The following is a 14,240-nucleotide window of genomic DNA, read 5'->3' as shown; positions in this document are numbered from 1 at the left end:
GAATTAACTCAACCTGAGGAAGCGTCGGGTTTGATATCCGCCAGGCATCCTTCCTTCCAAATTCCGGGCCTTTTCCCAGACGGCGTCCCGCGCGCCCAAAATCAAGAGATTCCACCCATGCTCGCCCGCTACTCGATCCGTACCAAGATCATAACCGTGGTCGCCTTCCTGCTCGTCGCGATGGCGGGCATGGGTCTGCTCGCGGTGAAGAACATGCGCGCCATCAACGCCAACACGGTCGATATCGCGACCAACTGGATGCCGAGTATCCGCGTGCTGGGCGACCTGCGCGCCGGCACCATCACCTACCGCAACGTGATCCGCGAGCACATGCTGTCCGAGACGTTGGAAGAGAAGCTCTCGATGGAGAAAACGCTCGCCACCGTCATCGATAGCAACACCAAGATCCGCACGGCGTACGAACCGCTGATCACCTCGGCGGAGGAACGTGCGCTGTATGCCGAATGGTCGAGGCTGTGGGATAAATACCGGAAGGGCACCCAGGAGGTCATGGAGCTGTCGCGCAAGGCGGCTGGGACCATCCCGACCGAAGCGCACGACCTGAATACCACGACCATCAACAAGATCAGCCTCGATGCCGACGCCGTCCTGAAGAAGAGCATCGATCTGAACAATGCCGGCGCGGACAAGGCGGCAAGAGAGGCGGCCGACAGTTACACCGCCGCTCTCATGATGCTGACCCTAATTCTCGGCGCCGCCGTCATGATCGGCATCGGCATCAGCGCCTATCTGGTTCGCGACGTCTCGAGCGGCATTGCCTCGATCGTCACGCCGATGCAGGCGCTGGGTAAGGGCGATCTGAGTGCGGAGGTGCCGCATCAGGGCGAGAAAACCGAAATCGGCGCGATGGCCGATACCTTGCAAGTATTCAAGGAAGCGCTGATTGCGAAGAAAGCCGCGGACGAGGCTGCTGCCGCCGCCGCCGAAGCCAAGATCGAGCGCGGCCGGCGGGTTGACGGCATCACCCGCAACTTCGAAAGCCTGATCGGCGAGATCGTGCAGACGGTTTCCTCGGCTTCGACGCAGCTCGAAGCGTCGGCCGGCACGCTGTCGGCGACCGCCGAGCGCTCGCAGACGCTGACTTCGGCCGTCGCCTCGGCTTCCGGCGAAGCCTCCGCCAACGTGCAGTCGGTAGCCTCGGCGACCGAAGAGCTTTCTTCCTCGGTCACCGAGATCGGCCGCCAGGTGCAGGCATCGGCGCGGATGGCAACCGATGCAGTTGGTCAGGCCCGCGTCACCAACGACCGGGTCAGCGAATTGTCCAGGGCGGCGGGCCGGATCGGCGATGTCGTCGAACTCATCAACACCATCGCCGGCCAGACCAACCTGCTGGCGCTCAACGCCACCATCGAGGCGGCGCGCGCCGGTGAGGCCGGCCGCGGCTTTGCGGTCGTGGCGTCGGAGGTCAAGGCGCTGGCCGAACAGACGGCAAAAGCCACCGGCGAGATCAGCCAGCAAATTGCCGGCATCCAGGGCGCTACCCAGGATTCCGTGAACGCGATCCAGGCGATCAGCGGCACCATCGAACGGCTAGCGGAGATCTCCTCGGCGATTGCGGCCGCCGTGGAGGAGCAGGGCGCCGCGACCCAGGAAATCTCCCGCAACGTGCAGCAGGCCGCCCGCGGCACCCATCAGGTCTCCACCAACATCACCGATGTGCAGCGCGGCGCCAGCGAGACCGGTGCGGCCTCCTCGCAGGTGCTGTCGGCGGCGCAGTCGCTCTCCGGCGATAGCCAGCGCCTCAGTCTCGAGGTCGGCAAGTTTCTGGAGTCGGTCCGGGCAGCCTGACAACCGGCCGACCGTCGACGAAGGGCCCGGCTCGCGGAAGCGCGCCGGGCCTTTTCGCGTTCGGCGCGAAGGTGGAGTGTCTACAACCTGACTGGACGCCCGTAATTTCGCGCAAGCGGAAATTAACCGGTCCCCGCTACGCTGCGCCGCATCTTTCGGGATTCGCCCGCGAAGGTTGCCGGTTCCTTGGCGTCGTAAATTCCGCATCCGGAAAACTGATTCAGAAGAAATTGGGGTCGTCGACATGATCAAGCTCAACCGTATCGGATACAAACTGGGCTTGGCCGGGGCGGTCGGCGTCCTGCTGGCGATCGGCATGGTCGCCAACCAGATGGTCACCGAATCGAGGATCGAGGAAGCCAGCGAGCGCGCCGCCCGGTCGCAGCAGGTGGCCGACAACTCGCTCTCCGCCCATATCGACCTGCGCAAGATTCAGCTTGCCGCCGGCAATGTCAGGCTGGCGAGGACTTCCGCAGAGGTCGAGAAGACCGTTGCTGATTTGCAGCGCTACAAGGCGAGGGGGGCGAAGGAGCTGGACGCTGCGCTGGCAACCGCACAGCGGCCGGACGCCAGGGAACGGCTGCAGAAGATCAAGACCTTGATGGATGGCTTTACCGCCGCCGTGGAAGATCTTGCCAAGGCGCAGATCACGCTGCTGACGCAGATCGACAAACGCTCGGTCATCTCGGAAGAATGGACCAAGGCGGTCGATGCCCAGTTGAAGTTGCCGGCCATGGCGAAGCTGGACAACCGCCTCGAGATCGAGCGTTTGCTGTTTCAGGCCGATGGAAAGGTGAACGCGTTGCGGGCTGCTGCCTGGAAGCTCGGCGCCACCGGCGATGCCAACCTGGTCACGGAGATGGCCAAGACCGAGGCCTCGCTGAAGGACGTGTTCAATAAGCTGCGCGGCGAGGCCGATGACCGGGAATTGCTGGTCGTGGTCAGCAACCTTTCCTCGGCCGTCAAGCGCTTCCTGGCCGCCAATGAGGAAGCGGTAAAGACCGAGCAGCTCAAAAACGACATCATCGCCAACCGCACCGTCAAGGCCGCCGCAGATGTCGCCGACCTGATGGAAGCAACCGTCGAGGCCGCGCAAAAGGATGCCAAGACCTCCAAAGACGAGGTCATGGCCGATACCGAGCGCGCCAACCGCATCAACCTGATCATGGCGATCATCGTCGTCGCGTCGCTGATCGCCTCGGTGGCATTCTCCTTCCTCGGGGTCGCGCGTCCGATGACGCGGCTGAACGGTGCGCTGGGCGAGATGGCCGGCGGCAATCTCGACGTCGAGATTCCCGGCGCCGACCGTGGCGACGAAATCGGCGATCTCGCCAAGACGGTGACCGTCATTCGCGAGAATGCGGAGCACAAGGCGCGCGAGGAAGCCGAAGCCAAGGTTCAGCAGGATCTGATCGCGGCGCAGCGGCGCAAGGCCGAGATGATCAAGCTCGCCGACGATTTCGAAGGTGCGGTCGGCAATATCGTCGAGACCGTGTCGTCGGCGTCGACCCAACTCGAAGCCGCCGCCGGCACGCTGACGACGACTGCCGAACGTGCTCAGGAATTGACCACGATGGTTGCGGCGGCTTCCGAGGAAGCCTCCACCAATGTGCAGTCGGTGGCTTCCTCCACCGAGGAGATGGCGTCGTCCATCACCGAGATCGGCCGTCAGGTTCAGGAATCGGCGCGGATGGCCAATGAGGCCGTCGATCAGGCCCGCACCACCAATGACCGGGTCAGCGAATTGTCGAAGGCGGCGGCCCGCATCGGCGCGGTGGTCGAACTCATCAACACCATCGCCGAACAGACCAATTTGCTGGCGCTCAACGCCACCATCGAGGCTGCCCGTGCCGGCGACGCCGGCCGCGGCTTCGCCGTCGTAGCATCTGAGGTGAAGGCGCTGGCGGAACAGACCTCGAAGGCAACCGGCGAGATCGGCCAGCAGATCACCGGCATTCAGGCCGCGACGGAGGAGTCCGTCGGTGCGATCCAGGCGATCAGCTCCACGATCGAGAAGCTGTCGGAAATATCCTCGACCATTGCGGCCGCGGTGGAAGAGCAGGGTGCCGCAACCCAGGAAATCTCCCGCAACGTGCAACAGGCTGCCCGCGGCACCCAGCAGGTCTCCGCCAACATCACCGACGTGCAGCGCGGGGCCGGCGAGACCGGATCGGCCTCGACGCAGGTGCTCTCTTCGGCCCAGTCGCTGTCGTCGGACTCCAACCGCCTCAAGCTCGAGGTCGGCAAGTTCCTGAATTCGGTGCGGGCGGCGTAAGCAGCCGACACACCGCAGAGACCCAGAAGGCCCGCCCCTCCACCAGGGGCGGGCCTTCTGCCGTTCTGAAGCGGCGGGACGCGCTGGCCGCGGGTCTGGTTAACAGACCCCGTATATCTACTGAGTGCAAAATTAACGGGTAGAAAGCGCCTGACATATACGATTCCGCGCAGTGGGGCTGACGACCACCGTCGTCGCGTGGGAGATCAAGCATGTTTGAAATGATAAGCCGTGCCAAGCTGACGGTTGGCCGAAAGATCTATGCCCTTATCTGCCTGAGCTTTGCCGGGGTCCTCGGCATCGCCTTTCTCGATTCGCGCGAACTGGCATCGAGCCTGAACCAGCAGAAGCAGATCGAGCTGCGCCACCTCGGCGATCTCGCACTCGGCATCATCAAGGAAGAGCATGCCGCGGCGCAGAAGGGCGGCGTTTCCGACGCCGATGCCCAGAAGCGGGCGATGGCGCGGATCGGGGCGCTCAGGTACGGCAACAACGACTATTACTGGATCAACGACATGCATCCGAAAATGGTGATGCATCCGATCAGGCCGGAGATGAATGGCAACGATCTTTCGGCCTACAAGGATCCCAACGGCAAGCTGTTGTTCGTCGATTTCGTCAATACTGTCAGAAAGGACGGCTCCGGCTTTGTTCCCTACGAATGGCCGAAGCCCGGCTTCGACAAGCCGCAGCCGAAATTGTCCTACGTGGTCGGCTTCGCCCCGTGGAACTGGGTCGTCGGCACCGGTGTCTACATCGACGACCTGACGGCGCAGACCTGGGCGTCGACCCAGCGCTCGCTGATCGTCTCCGGCGCGATCCTGCTGTTCATGCTTGCGGTGTCGATCTTTGTGGCGCGGAGCATCACTGCGCCTTTGCAGCGCATGACCGTCGCTATGAACGACCTTGCCAGCGGCAACCTTGCCGTCGAGGTGCCCGGCATCGGGCGCGGCGACGAGGTCGGCGAGATGGCCAAGGCCGTCGAAGTGTTCAAGAGCAATGCCATTTCCCGCCAGTCGCTGGAGGCCGAGCAGCACGCGGCCGAGACCCGCGCCGTGGCGAGCCGCAAAGCGGATATGAGCAAGATGGCCGACGATTTCGAGGCCGCAGTCGGCCGGATCGTCGAAGCCGTGTCGTCGGCATCCAGCCAACTGGAGGTGTCGGCGGGTACGCTCACGTCGACCGCGGAACGCGCGCAGGTACTTGCGACAACGGTCGCCTCGGCCTCCGAGGAAGCCTCGACCAACGTGCAGTCGGTGGCCTCGGCCACCGAAGAGATGGCGTCATCCGTCACCGAGATCAGCCGTCAGGTGCAGGAATCGGCACGGATGGCCAACGACGCCGTGGAGCAGGCGCGCACGACCAATGACCGCGTCAGCGAATTGTCGAAGGCGGCAACCCGCATCGGCGACGTCGTCGAACTGATCAACACCATCGCCGGCCAGACCAACCTGCTTGCGCTCAACGCCACCATCGAGGCGGCGCGCGCCGGCGAGGCTGGCCGCGGCTTCGCGGTCGTGGCCTCCGAGGTAAAGGCACTGGCCGAGCAGACCGCCAAAGCCACCGGCGAAATCGGCCAGCAGATCACCGGCATCCAGGCCGCCACCCAGGAATCCGTGAACGCGATCCAGGCGATCAGCGGCACCATCGAGAAGCTGTCGGAGATTTCATCGACGATTGCCGCGGCCGTGGAAGAGCAGGGCGCCGCGACGCAGGAAATCTCGCGTAACGTGCAGCAGGCGGCCATGGGCACCCAGCAGGTGTCCTCCAACATTACCGACGTGCAGCGTGGCGCGAGCGAAACCGGATCGGCGTCCGCGCAGGTGCTTGCGGCGGCGCAGTCGTTGTCGGGCGATTCGAACCGCCTCAAGCTCGAGGTCGGCCGCTTCCTCGACTCCGTGCGGGCGGCCTGACCTCGTACTGACCATTCGATCCGAAGCTGGCTCGTCATGCCGGCTTCGCGATCGCAGACGCTTCGAATCTGAAACGCGAACCTGCCGGAAGCAGCCCGCTTCCGGCTGCAAGAGGAACGGGAGACATCCGTAGATCGCAAAATTGCGATTGCGGCGCGTGCCGATCAATCGCATTGAGCGAAACTGGGAGCAAATGTGGCGAACGAACTTCCGTAATCGGGAAAAAATGGTAAGACGCAGAGGCATCGTGACGATTTGATGTCAAAAGGTCTGGTGCCAGAAGATCTGCCATGGATCGCTACTGATGGCTCGGATGACCGCCGCGTGTCGTTGCTTGATGAACTAGTTGAATCTGAATTCGTAAAGATTAACCGGTCTCTGGACGTCGATCGTTTCCGGAGTATCGAAGGACTGGGCGATGCCAAGAGCATTCCGATCGACGCCAAGGACTTCGACGCAGCTTTCGCCACGTTGAAGCTGAAGTCCTGTTCGGTCCATCTGCAGCGGACGTTCCCGCGAATTCTGCAGATGCAGTATTCCACGACCGGCGCGATCGTCGGCTTCACGATGGACGATGCGGCTTCGTTGATTATCGACGGCGTCGAAGCCCGCGCGCCGGCCTTGCTCCTGGTCAAGGGTACCGCGACGTGTGAGATCGTGGAACAGCGGGCCAATCTGGTCGCGCTTTTGAATTTTGCTTCCATCGATGATCGCGACTGGCCAGGCGATGCCGATAGCGCTCAACTGATCGCGACGCTGCCGGATAGATGCGAGGCACTCCGGGTGACGGTTCGCGATGTCCTGACGCTCGCTTCGCATTCGCCCGATAGCTTCGCACAGCCGAACGTGATCGAGCACGTTGAAGAATCGATTCTGCAGGCGGTCGATCTGGCAATGGCTGCGGCATCGCCCACACCCGAAGCCAAGCGCCTCAGTCTGAGCCACTATCTGGCGCTGGTCCGAAAGCTCGATGAGTTCGTGGCCGACAGTGCCGGCAAGACGTTGTACAGCGCCGACGTGGCGCGGCAACTCGGGGTCTCGGTGCGGACGCTGCATAACGCCGTGGTTGCCATTCGCGGCATGAGCATGCATCGCTACCTGCGGCTGCGGCGGCTGTGGAATGTGCGACAACAACTGGTGCGCGGCGCGTCGGTGCAGTCGGTGAAGGCGGTGGCGCTCGTGAACGGCTTCTGGCACATGGGCGAGTTCACCGCGCTGTATCGCGAGTTGTTTGGCGAAACACCGCAGCAGACGCTGTCGGCAGCGCGCAAGCAGTCGAGCGAGCCGTCATGATGGCGATAAAGCGCGCCGCGCTTCCGTAATACTACCAGTTCCCGGACCGTGCCGCCTTAGACGCTGGTTAACCATCGTATGAAAGTCTGACGGTCATGGGTGCCGCTCTGTGGCTATGCCGCCGCAGGAGCCTTCGTTCGCAACGAACCGGCTCGTCCCAAATTGGCCCGGCACTTCTTCACCGTGATCCCGCTCTGCGGGAAACAACGGCAGCGCTGTGATTCCCCCCGGGTCGTTTCATCTGAAGGACGCAAAGCCATGTCCCGCTTCATCCTGAACCTGTCGATCAGCGCCAAGCTCGGCATCGCCTCGGGCCTCGGCGTTCTGCTTGTTGGCGCGATGGTGATCAATCAAATGCGGGCAAATGCGGCAATGCGCGATCTCGACGCTGGTGTGTCGGCGCAGCAGGTGGTCGCGCGGGATGCGGTGGATGCGAAGGCGTCGATTAACGGCATGCAGACCGGCGTTCGCGATATTCGTCTCGCTAGCAGTTCGGCGCATTTGCAAAGAGCCAGTGATTATCTGGCCGCCGGGCTGAAATCGGTTAGTCACCTCACCGAGGAGATGCTGAAACTGTCGCACGCCGCCGAGAATCGCGCACGCATCGAGAAGCTCAAGACGAGGGCTTCTGATTACGTCAAGGAAGCCCAGCCGATCGTGAAGGTGCGGGGCGAAGCGATTGCCGCAGAGGGCGCTCCCGACGCCGCGGCCCGGATCGCGAAGCTGAACGAGGAGGCAGTCCGCATCGCGCGCGAGGTCACGCTGCCGATCGCCGCCGAACTCGAGCAGCTTGCCAACCAGATCGCCGAGTTCGCCAAGCAGAGCGTAGAGAAGGAAAGGGCCCAGGCCGCCCGCGAAATGGCGGCGGCCGAACAGATGTCGATGACAATCAGTCTCTGCACGATCTTCCTGCTGATCGGAACCAGCATATTCTCCTACTTCATGATCGGCCGCCCGATGCGTGCGCTGAGCGTGTCGATGGACGAGCTCGCCGGCGGCAATTTCGCGGTGGTGCTGCCGGGCCTCGGGCGCAAGGACGAGCTCGGCGCAGTCGCCGGTGCTGTCGAGAAATTCAAGGTCGTGTCCGAGCAGAAAGCCCGGGACGAGGCGGAAGCCAAGATCAGGCAGGACCAGATCGCCGCCCAGCAGCGCAAGGCCGAAATGGTCCGCCTCGCGGATTCCTTCGAGACGGCGGTCGGCGAGATCGTCGAAACCGTATCCTCGGCTTCGACCGAATTGGAAGCTTCGGCCAAAACGCTGACCGCGACGGCGGAGCGCGCGCAGCAGGTGACGACCACGGTGGCTGCTGCTTCCGAGGAAGCGACCACCAACGTGCAGTCGGTTGCATCGGCGACCGAGGAGCTGTCGTCTTCGGTCAACGAGATCAGCCGTCAGGTGCAGGAATCGGCGCGAATGGCGGGTGAAGCCGTCGACCAGGCGCGCGTCACCAACGATCGCGTCAGCGAATTGTCGAAAGCGGCAGCGCGTATCGGCGACGTCGTCGAACTCATCAACACCATTGCAGGCCAGACCAACCTGCTGGCGCTCAACGCGACCATCGAGGCGGCGCGCGCCGGCGAAGCCGGCCGCGGCTTTGCGGTGGTGGCGTCGGAAGTGAAGGCGCTCGCCGAACAGACCGCCAAGGCCACCGGCGAGATCAGCCAGCAGATATCAGGCATCCAGGGGGCTACTCACGAATCCGTCGGCGCGATCAAGGGGATCAGCGGCACCATCGAACGGTTGGCCGAGATCGCCTCGACCATCGCCGCCGCGGTGGAAGAGCAGGGCGCGGCGACCCAGGAAATCTCCCGCAACGTGCAGCAGGCGGCCGACGGCACCCAGCAGGTTTCGGCCAACATCACCGACGTGCAGCGCGGAGCGAGCGAGACCGGCTCGGCTTCCGCGCAGGTGCTTTCGGCGGCGCAGTCGCTCTCTGCCGACTCGAACCGCCTCAAGCTCGAGGTCGGCAAGTTCCTCGATACAGTGCGGGCGGCGTGAGGGTCCCACCGTGCCCCGGACGCAGCGCAGCACGCAGTAAGCCGTAGGGTGGGCAAAGGCGCGCTTAGCGCCGTGCCCACCATCTTATCAGCAGATCGCGTCGATGATGGTGGGCACGCTTCGCTTTGCCCACCCTACATTCTATGCGCCGCACCGCGTCCGGGACACGAGAGCTATCCCACCCGCCATTCCAGCACGCCATGATCCGCGGCAACGATATCGCCGACCGACCCCACCGGCGTCCGATCCATGTTCAGCAGATGCTTGAGCGTCGCTGCGTCACCAGCGGGCACACGCGCCAGCGCCCGTGCATCCTGCTCGGTGCGCAGCATCACCACGCCGTGCTCGACCTCGCCCTTGCCCTTGTAGATCACGGTAAAACTCTCGACTTTGCCTTTGCCAGAGGCCTCGGTGACGAAGTCCGGCACCCGGCCGCGGTTGCGCTCGGCCTCGGCCTGCACGCTGGTGTCCTGGGCGAGCGGTCCCTTCGGCACTTCACGCGACAGCACGAGCCCGTGATGCTTGGTGACGAAGCCGCCCTGGCCGTAGAGCAGGCCGAGCTTGCCGCCTTCGCGCAGCTTCCGCACCATCGCAATAGCCGCGTGCGTCATATAAGTGTTGAGCGGCGCGCCGAAGAAAGTGAGCCCGCCGGTCACCGTCGGCTGCACGTCGGGGCCCAAGCGCAACGTCCGCCGCGCCATCTTGGGTACGCAAGGAAAGCAGCTATAGAGCTCGATGGCGTCGAATTTCCTGCCGTCGCCTTCGACCAGGTCCATCACCGCCTTCAGCACCGCGTTCTGCGGATGGCTTTCATAAAACTGGTCGCGTACCAGGTAGTCGCGCGGCTCCTCCGCCGACGCGCCGCCGATCGGATAGACCAGCCGCTCCTCGGTTATGCCGGCCGCGCGCGCTTTCGCCAGGGAGGTCAGCAAGACGGCCCCGCCCATGTTGACGGTCGGATTGGCCACCATCAGTTTTGTGTAGGGCCAGGCGATCAGCCGGTTCTCCGGCGTCGGCGTGATGATCTCTTCAGGTGCAAAACGCTTCTTCAGCCACGAATTTGGATTTTCTGACGCCACTTTCGAATAAGTCGACCACAGCGCGCCGGATTCGGCGAGCGCCTCGCGCGGCGTCTGGCCCCAATGCGCTGACGTGGCGGATTCATAGAGCGGATAGACGGTGATGGGGCGGAACACCCCGAGCTTCACCGCCATCGGCTTCTGAAACGCCGCACCGCGCTTCGGCTCCTCGACGTCATGGGCGAACGCTGTCCATGGTAGGGCGATGCCGCCGCGCTCGGCTTTGGTTGCGGTCGATTGCGCTTCCGCGCCGCAGACCACCGCCACGCTGCACTCGCCGCGCGCGATGCGCTTTGCGGCTTCGTGGATGTAGCGGATCGGGCTCTCGCCGCCGACCGGGCCGTAGTAGCAATGCGCTGGCGCAGCACCAAGCTTTGCTGCGAGCTGCTTCTCGGGATCGCGGTAGCGCCAGCTCAGGAAATTGACGACGTCGAGCGAGCCGAGCTCACCGAGCAGTTTTGCGCCGCTATCGGCTTCCGCGCGCCGCACCGCCTGCTCGAGCAGCGCCAGCGGTTCGAGGCCGGCGGCGATGTCCTTTGGCCGGTCGACGATTTCGCCGACACCGACGATGACGGGAATGCGGTCTTCGGGGAGGGGGGAGTTCGACATTTTTTCTTGTTTCGCTTTCTAGTCTCGTAGTCTCGTAGGGTGGGCAAAGGCTCGCAGCGCCGTGCCCACCATCTAGCGTCTTGCTCGGAGTGGTGGGCACGCTTCCGCCTTCGCTCGTTGAGCTACGGCGGACAAGTCGCTTTGCCCACCCTACAGGAGGTCATTCTCACTCCTCCATCAGCATGTTCATATGCTCCACCGCGTCGGCAAAATCTTCCTTGAATTCCTGCACCACGGCGCCGGCCGACTTCACGCTGTCGATCAGGCCGACGCCCTGGCCGACAAAGTAAGTCACGAGATCGCGCGCCTGCACATTGCCGGCGGCCGCTGCGCGGTCGATCGAGTTGAAGGCGTCGCGGCTGATGATGCTTTGCAGCGGCATCGGCAAGGCGCCGGGGCTATCCGGCCCGCGGTCCCATGCATCGGTCCACACCGACCGCAATTGCCGTGCCGGCTTGCCGGTGCGGCCCCTGGAGCGGACGGCGTCGCGCGAGGATGCTGCTATCATCTTCTCGCGGAAAATTTCCGTGGTCTCCGATTCCACCGTCGCCAGCCACACCGAGCCGGTCCAGGCGCCGGCCGCACCCATCGCCATGCAGGCTGCCATCTGCCTGCCTGTCATGATGCCGCCTGCGGCCAGCACCGGCACGTCGCGGACCGGCTTGATCGCCTTGATCACCTCGGGCACCAGCACCATGGTCGAAACCTCACCGCAATGGCCACCGGCCTCGGTGCCTTGCGCAACCAGAATATCGACGCCGGCAGCGACCTGGCGCAGCGCGTGCTCTTTCGAACCAACGAGCGCTGCCACCGGCACGCCATGCTTGCGGCCCATGTCGATCATCTGTTTCGGCGGCACGCCGAGCGCGTTCGCAATCAGCTTGATCGGATGGCGGAACGAGACCTCGAGCACGTCAAGTGCGCGCTGCGCGTCAAACGGCTGCGGCTGGTTGTCGGCGACATTGCTCGTCGTCAACTCGACGCCGTATTTCTTCAGCAGGTTGCGGGTGAAATCGCGATGCTGCGGCGAGATCCGCGCCTCAAGGCTCTTCCAGGTTACGTCCTTCTCGCCCGCGGTCGAAATGTTTTCAGGGATCAGCACGTCGAGCCCGTAGGGCTTGCCATCGGTGTGATCGTCGATCCATCTCAATTCCTGCTCGATCGTCTCGGGCGAATGCGCGGTCGCTCCCAATACGCCAAACCCGCCGGCGCGGCTGACGGCGGCAACGACGTCGCGGCAATGGCTGAAGGCGAGCAGGGGGAATTCAATTCCCAGCATGTCGCAGATTGGCGATTTCATGGTGACCTCCCGGCGGCAGCATTTCAGATGGCTGCTCGGCTTTCCGCGCGACGCTAGCCCATTGGAGCCTTGCATGCCAAGCGGTCTCACTCCTCCTGCTGAGGAGGGCTTGCAATTCCATCTCGCAAAATATGCAGAGCACGGCCGCCGATTTGCGTCTTGCGCTTTGGCGCTATCGAGAGAATGCTGCACGCAACCAACATAATTTTCAGGGAGCCCGCTTTCATGTCCGCCATGCCGTCCGCCGCCGCCAAATCGCCCGAGGCCTATGACGTCGTTGTGGTCGGCGCGGGCTTTGCCGGCATGTACATGCTGCACCGCTTGCGCGGACAGGGAATGACGGCGCGGGTTCACGAGCAGGGCGCGGGCGTCGGCGGCACCTGGTACTGGAACCGCTATCCCGGCGCGCGCTGCGACGTCGAGAGCATGCAGTATTCCTATTCGTTCTCGGAAGAGCTGCAGCAAGAGTGGGACTGGAGCGAGCGCTATGCACCGCAGCCGGAGATTTTGAAATACGCCAACCAAGTCGCCGACCGCTTCGATCTGCGAAGAGACATCCAGTTCGACACCCGCGTCGATCGTGCCGAGTTCGACGAGGCGACCTCCCTCTGGTCGGTAACGACTTCGGACGGCAAAACGGTGTCAGCAAAATTCGTCGTGCTCGCCACCGGTTGCCTGTCGAACGCGCGGATGCCCGACATCAAGGGTCTCGATCGGTTCAAGGGCAAGGTCTACCACACCGGCCACTGGCCGCATGAAGAAGTCAATTTCACCGGCCAGCGCGTCGGCGTCATCGGCACGGGATCATCGGGAATTCAGTCGGTGCCGGTCATCGCCGAACAGGCCAGCCATCTGACGGTATTTCAACGCACCGCGAATTTCTCGATTCCCGCCCGCAATGCGCCGCTGACGGAACAAGAGCGGCAGAAATTCCGCGCCAACTATCCCGAGATCCGGCGCTTCGCGCGCGAGGTCGCGAAGAACGGCATCTACACCGAGATGCCCGACCGCGGCGCGCTCGATGACGGCGACAACGAGCGCCGTGCGAAGTACGAGGCGCGCTGGAATCACGGCGGGCTTACCTTCATGTCGGTCTACAACAATCTTGCGCTCGACAAGGCCGCCAATGACACCGCTGCGAATTTCGTCCGCGACAAGATCGCCGGCATCGTCAAGAACCCGGAAACGGCAAAACTATTGCAGCCGAACAACCATCCGATCGGCTCAAAACGCATCTGCATCGACACCGATTACTTCGCGACCTTCAACCGCCCAAACGTGACGCTGGTCGACATCAAATCTAGCCCGATCGAAGAGATCACCGAAAACGCCGTGCGCGTGGCCGGCAAGAACTACGAAGTCGACGCTCTGGTGTTGGCGACCGGTTTTGATGCCATGACGGGATCGGTGGCGAAGATCGATATCAAGGGCCGCGACGGCCAGACGCTGAATCAGAAATGGGCCGCGGGGCCGCGCACCTATCTCGGCCTGATGAGCGCGGGCTTTCCCAACCTCTTTATCGTCACCGGGCCCGGCAGCCCGTCGGTGCTGTCCAACATGATCGTGTCGATCGAGCAGCATGTCGACTGGATCACCGACTGTCTCGCTTACATGCGCGATCGCGGGCTCGACACGATGGAGGCCGCCACCGAAGCCGAGGACAAATGGGTCGCCCACGTCAACGAGGTCGCCCACACCACGCTCTATCCGCAGGCCAATTCCTGGTACATGGGCGCCAACGTCCCCGGCAAGCCGCGCATCTTCATGCCCTATATCGGCGGCGTCGGCCCCTACCGGCAGATCTGCAATGACGTCGCCGCCAAGGGGTATGAGGGGTTTGTGATGGAGCGGGCGGAAGCGCCGCGCAAGGCGGCGGCGTCCTAAGCGGCTGCCGTAGGGTGGGCAAAGCGCAGCGTGCCCACCATTCGGTTTGACTGTCGGGATACGTGGTGGGCACGGCGCTA

8 protein-coding genes are annotated in these 14,240 nt (G+C 63.5%); 6 read left to right on the top strand and 2 right to left on the bottom strand.

What is annotated here, in order from left to right; translation table 11 throughout:
• Nucleotides 1-117: 117 nt before the first annotated feature.
• The 5 genes from KJQ96_RS31930 (at nt 118) to KJQ96_RS31910 (ending at nt 9,288) form a co-directional block, all read left to right on the top strand.
• Entirely contained in the window at nt 118-1,809 is a 1,692-nt protein-coding gene (locus KJQ96_RS31930; protein ID WP_213290329.1) for a methyl-accepting chemotaxis protein, read from the top strand.
• Nucleotides 1,810-2,056: 247 nt separating this feature from the next.
• The gene (locus KJQ96_RS31925) at nt 2,057-4,084 is read left to right on the top strand and encodes a methyl-accepting chemotaxis protein (protein ID WP_213290365.1); all 2,028 of its coding nucleotides are present in this window, start codon (nt 2,057-2,059) and stop codon (nt 4,082-4,084) included.
• A 212-nt stretch (nt 4,085-4,296) separates the two neighbouring features.
• Nucleotides 4,297-5,997 (top strand): methyl-accepting chemotaxis protein, encoded by a 1,701-nt coding sequence (locus tag KJQ96_RS31920; protein WP_213290328.1) that lies wholly within the window; start codon nt 4,297-4,299, stop codon nt 5,995-5,997.
• Nucleotides 5,998-6,255: 258 nt separating this feature from the next.
• Nucleotides 6,256-7,290 carry a helix-turn-helix domain-containing protein gene (locus tag KJQ96_RS31915; RefSeq protein WP_213290327.1) on the top strand — a complete coding sequence of 345 codons (1,035 nt, stop codon included), beginning with the start codon at nt 6,256-6,258 and terminating at the stop codon, nt 7,288-7,290.
• Between the two features lie 258 nt (nt 7,291-7,548).
• Nucleotides 7,549-9,288, top strand: a complete 1,740-nt coding sequence (locus KJQ96_RS31910) for a methyl-accepting chemotaxis protein (RefSeq protein ID WP_213290326.1) — start codon at nt 7,549-7,551, stop codon at nt 9,286-9,288.
• Nucleotides 9,289-9,461: 173 nt separating this feature from the next.
• Here KJQ96_RS31910 and KJQ96_RS31905 read toward each other — a convergent pair whose 3' ends face one another.
• A complete protein-coding gene (locus KJQ96_RS31905) occupies nt 9,462-10,976 on the bottom strand; it encodes an acetyl-CoA acetyltransferase (protein WP_213290325.1) in 1,515 nt (504 codons plus the stop codon).
• Nucleotides 10,977-11,142: 166 nt separating this feature from the next.
• Nucleotides 11,143-12,276, bottom strand: a complete 1,134-nt coding sequence (locus KJQ96_RS31900; RefSeq protein ID WP_213290324.1) for a nitronate monooxygenase — start codon at nt 12,274-12,276, stop codon at nt 11,143-11,145.
• 225 nt (nt 12,277-12,501) lie between these two features.
• On the opposite strand from KJQ96_RS31900, the gene KJQ96_RS31895 reads away from it, so the two are divergent.
• Entirely contained in the window at nt 12,502-14,160 is a 1,659-nt protein-coding gene (locus KJQ96_RS31895) for an NAD(P)/FAD-dependent oxidoreductase (RefSeq protein WP_213290323.1), read from the top strand.
• Nucleotides 14,161-14,240: the final 80 nt, after the last annotated feature.

The sequence above is a fragment of the Bradyrhizobium sp. sGM-13 genome, from assembly GCF_018398875.1.
GTDB lineage: Bacteria > Pseudomonadota > Alphaproteobacteria > Rhizobiales > Xanthobacteraceae > Bradyrhizobium.
This window is presented reverse-complemented; position numbering and strand designations above follow the sequence as displayed.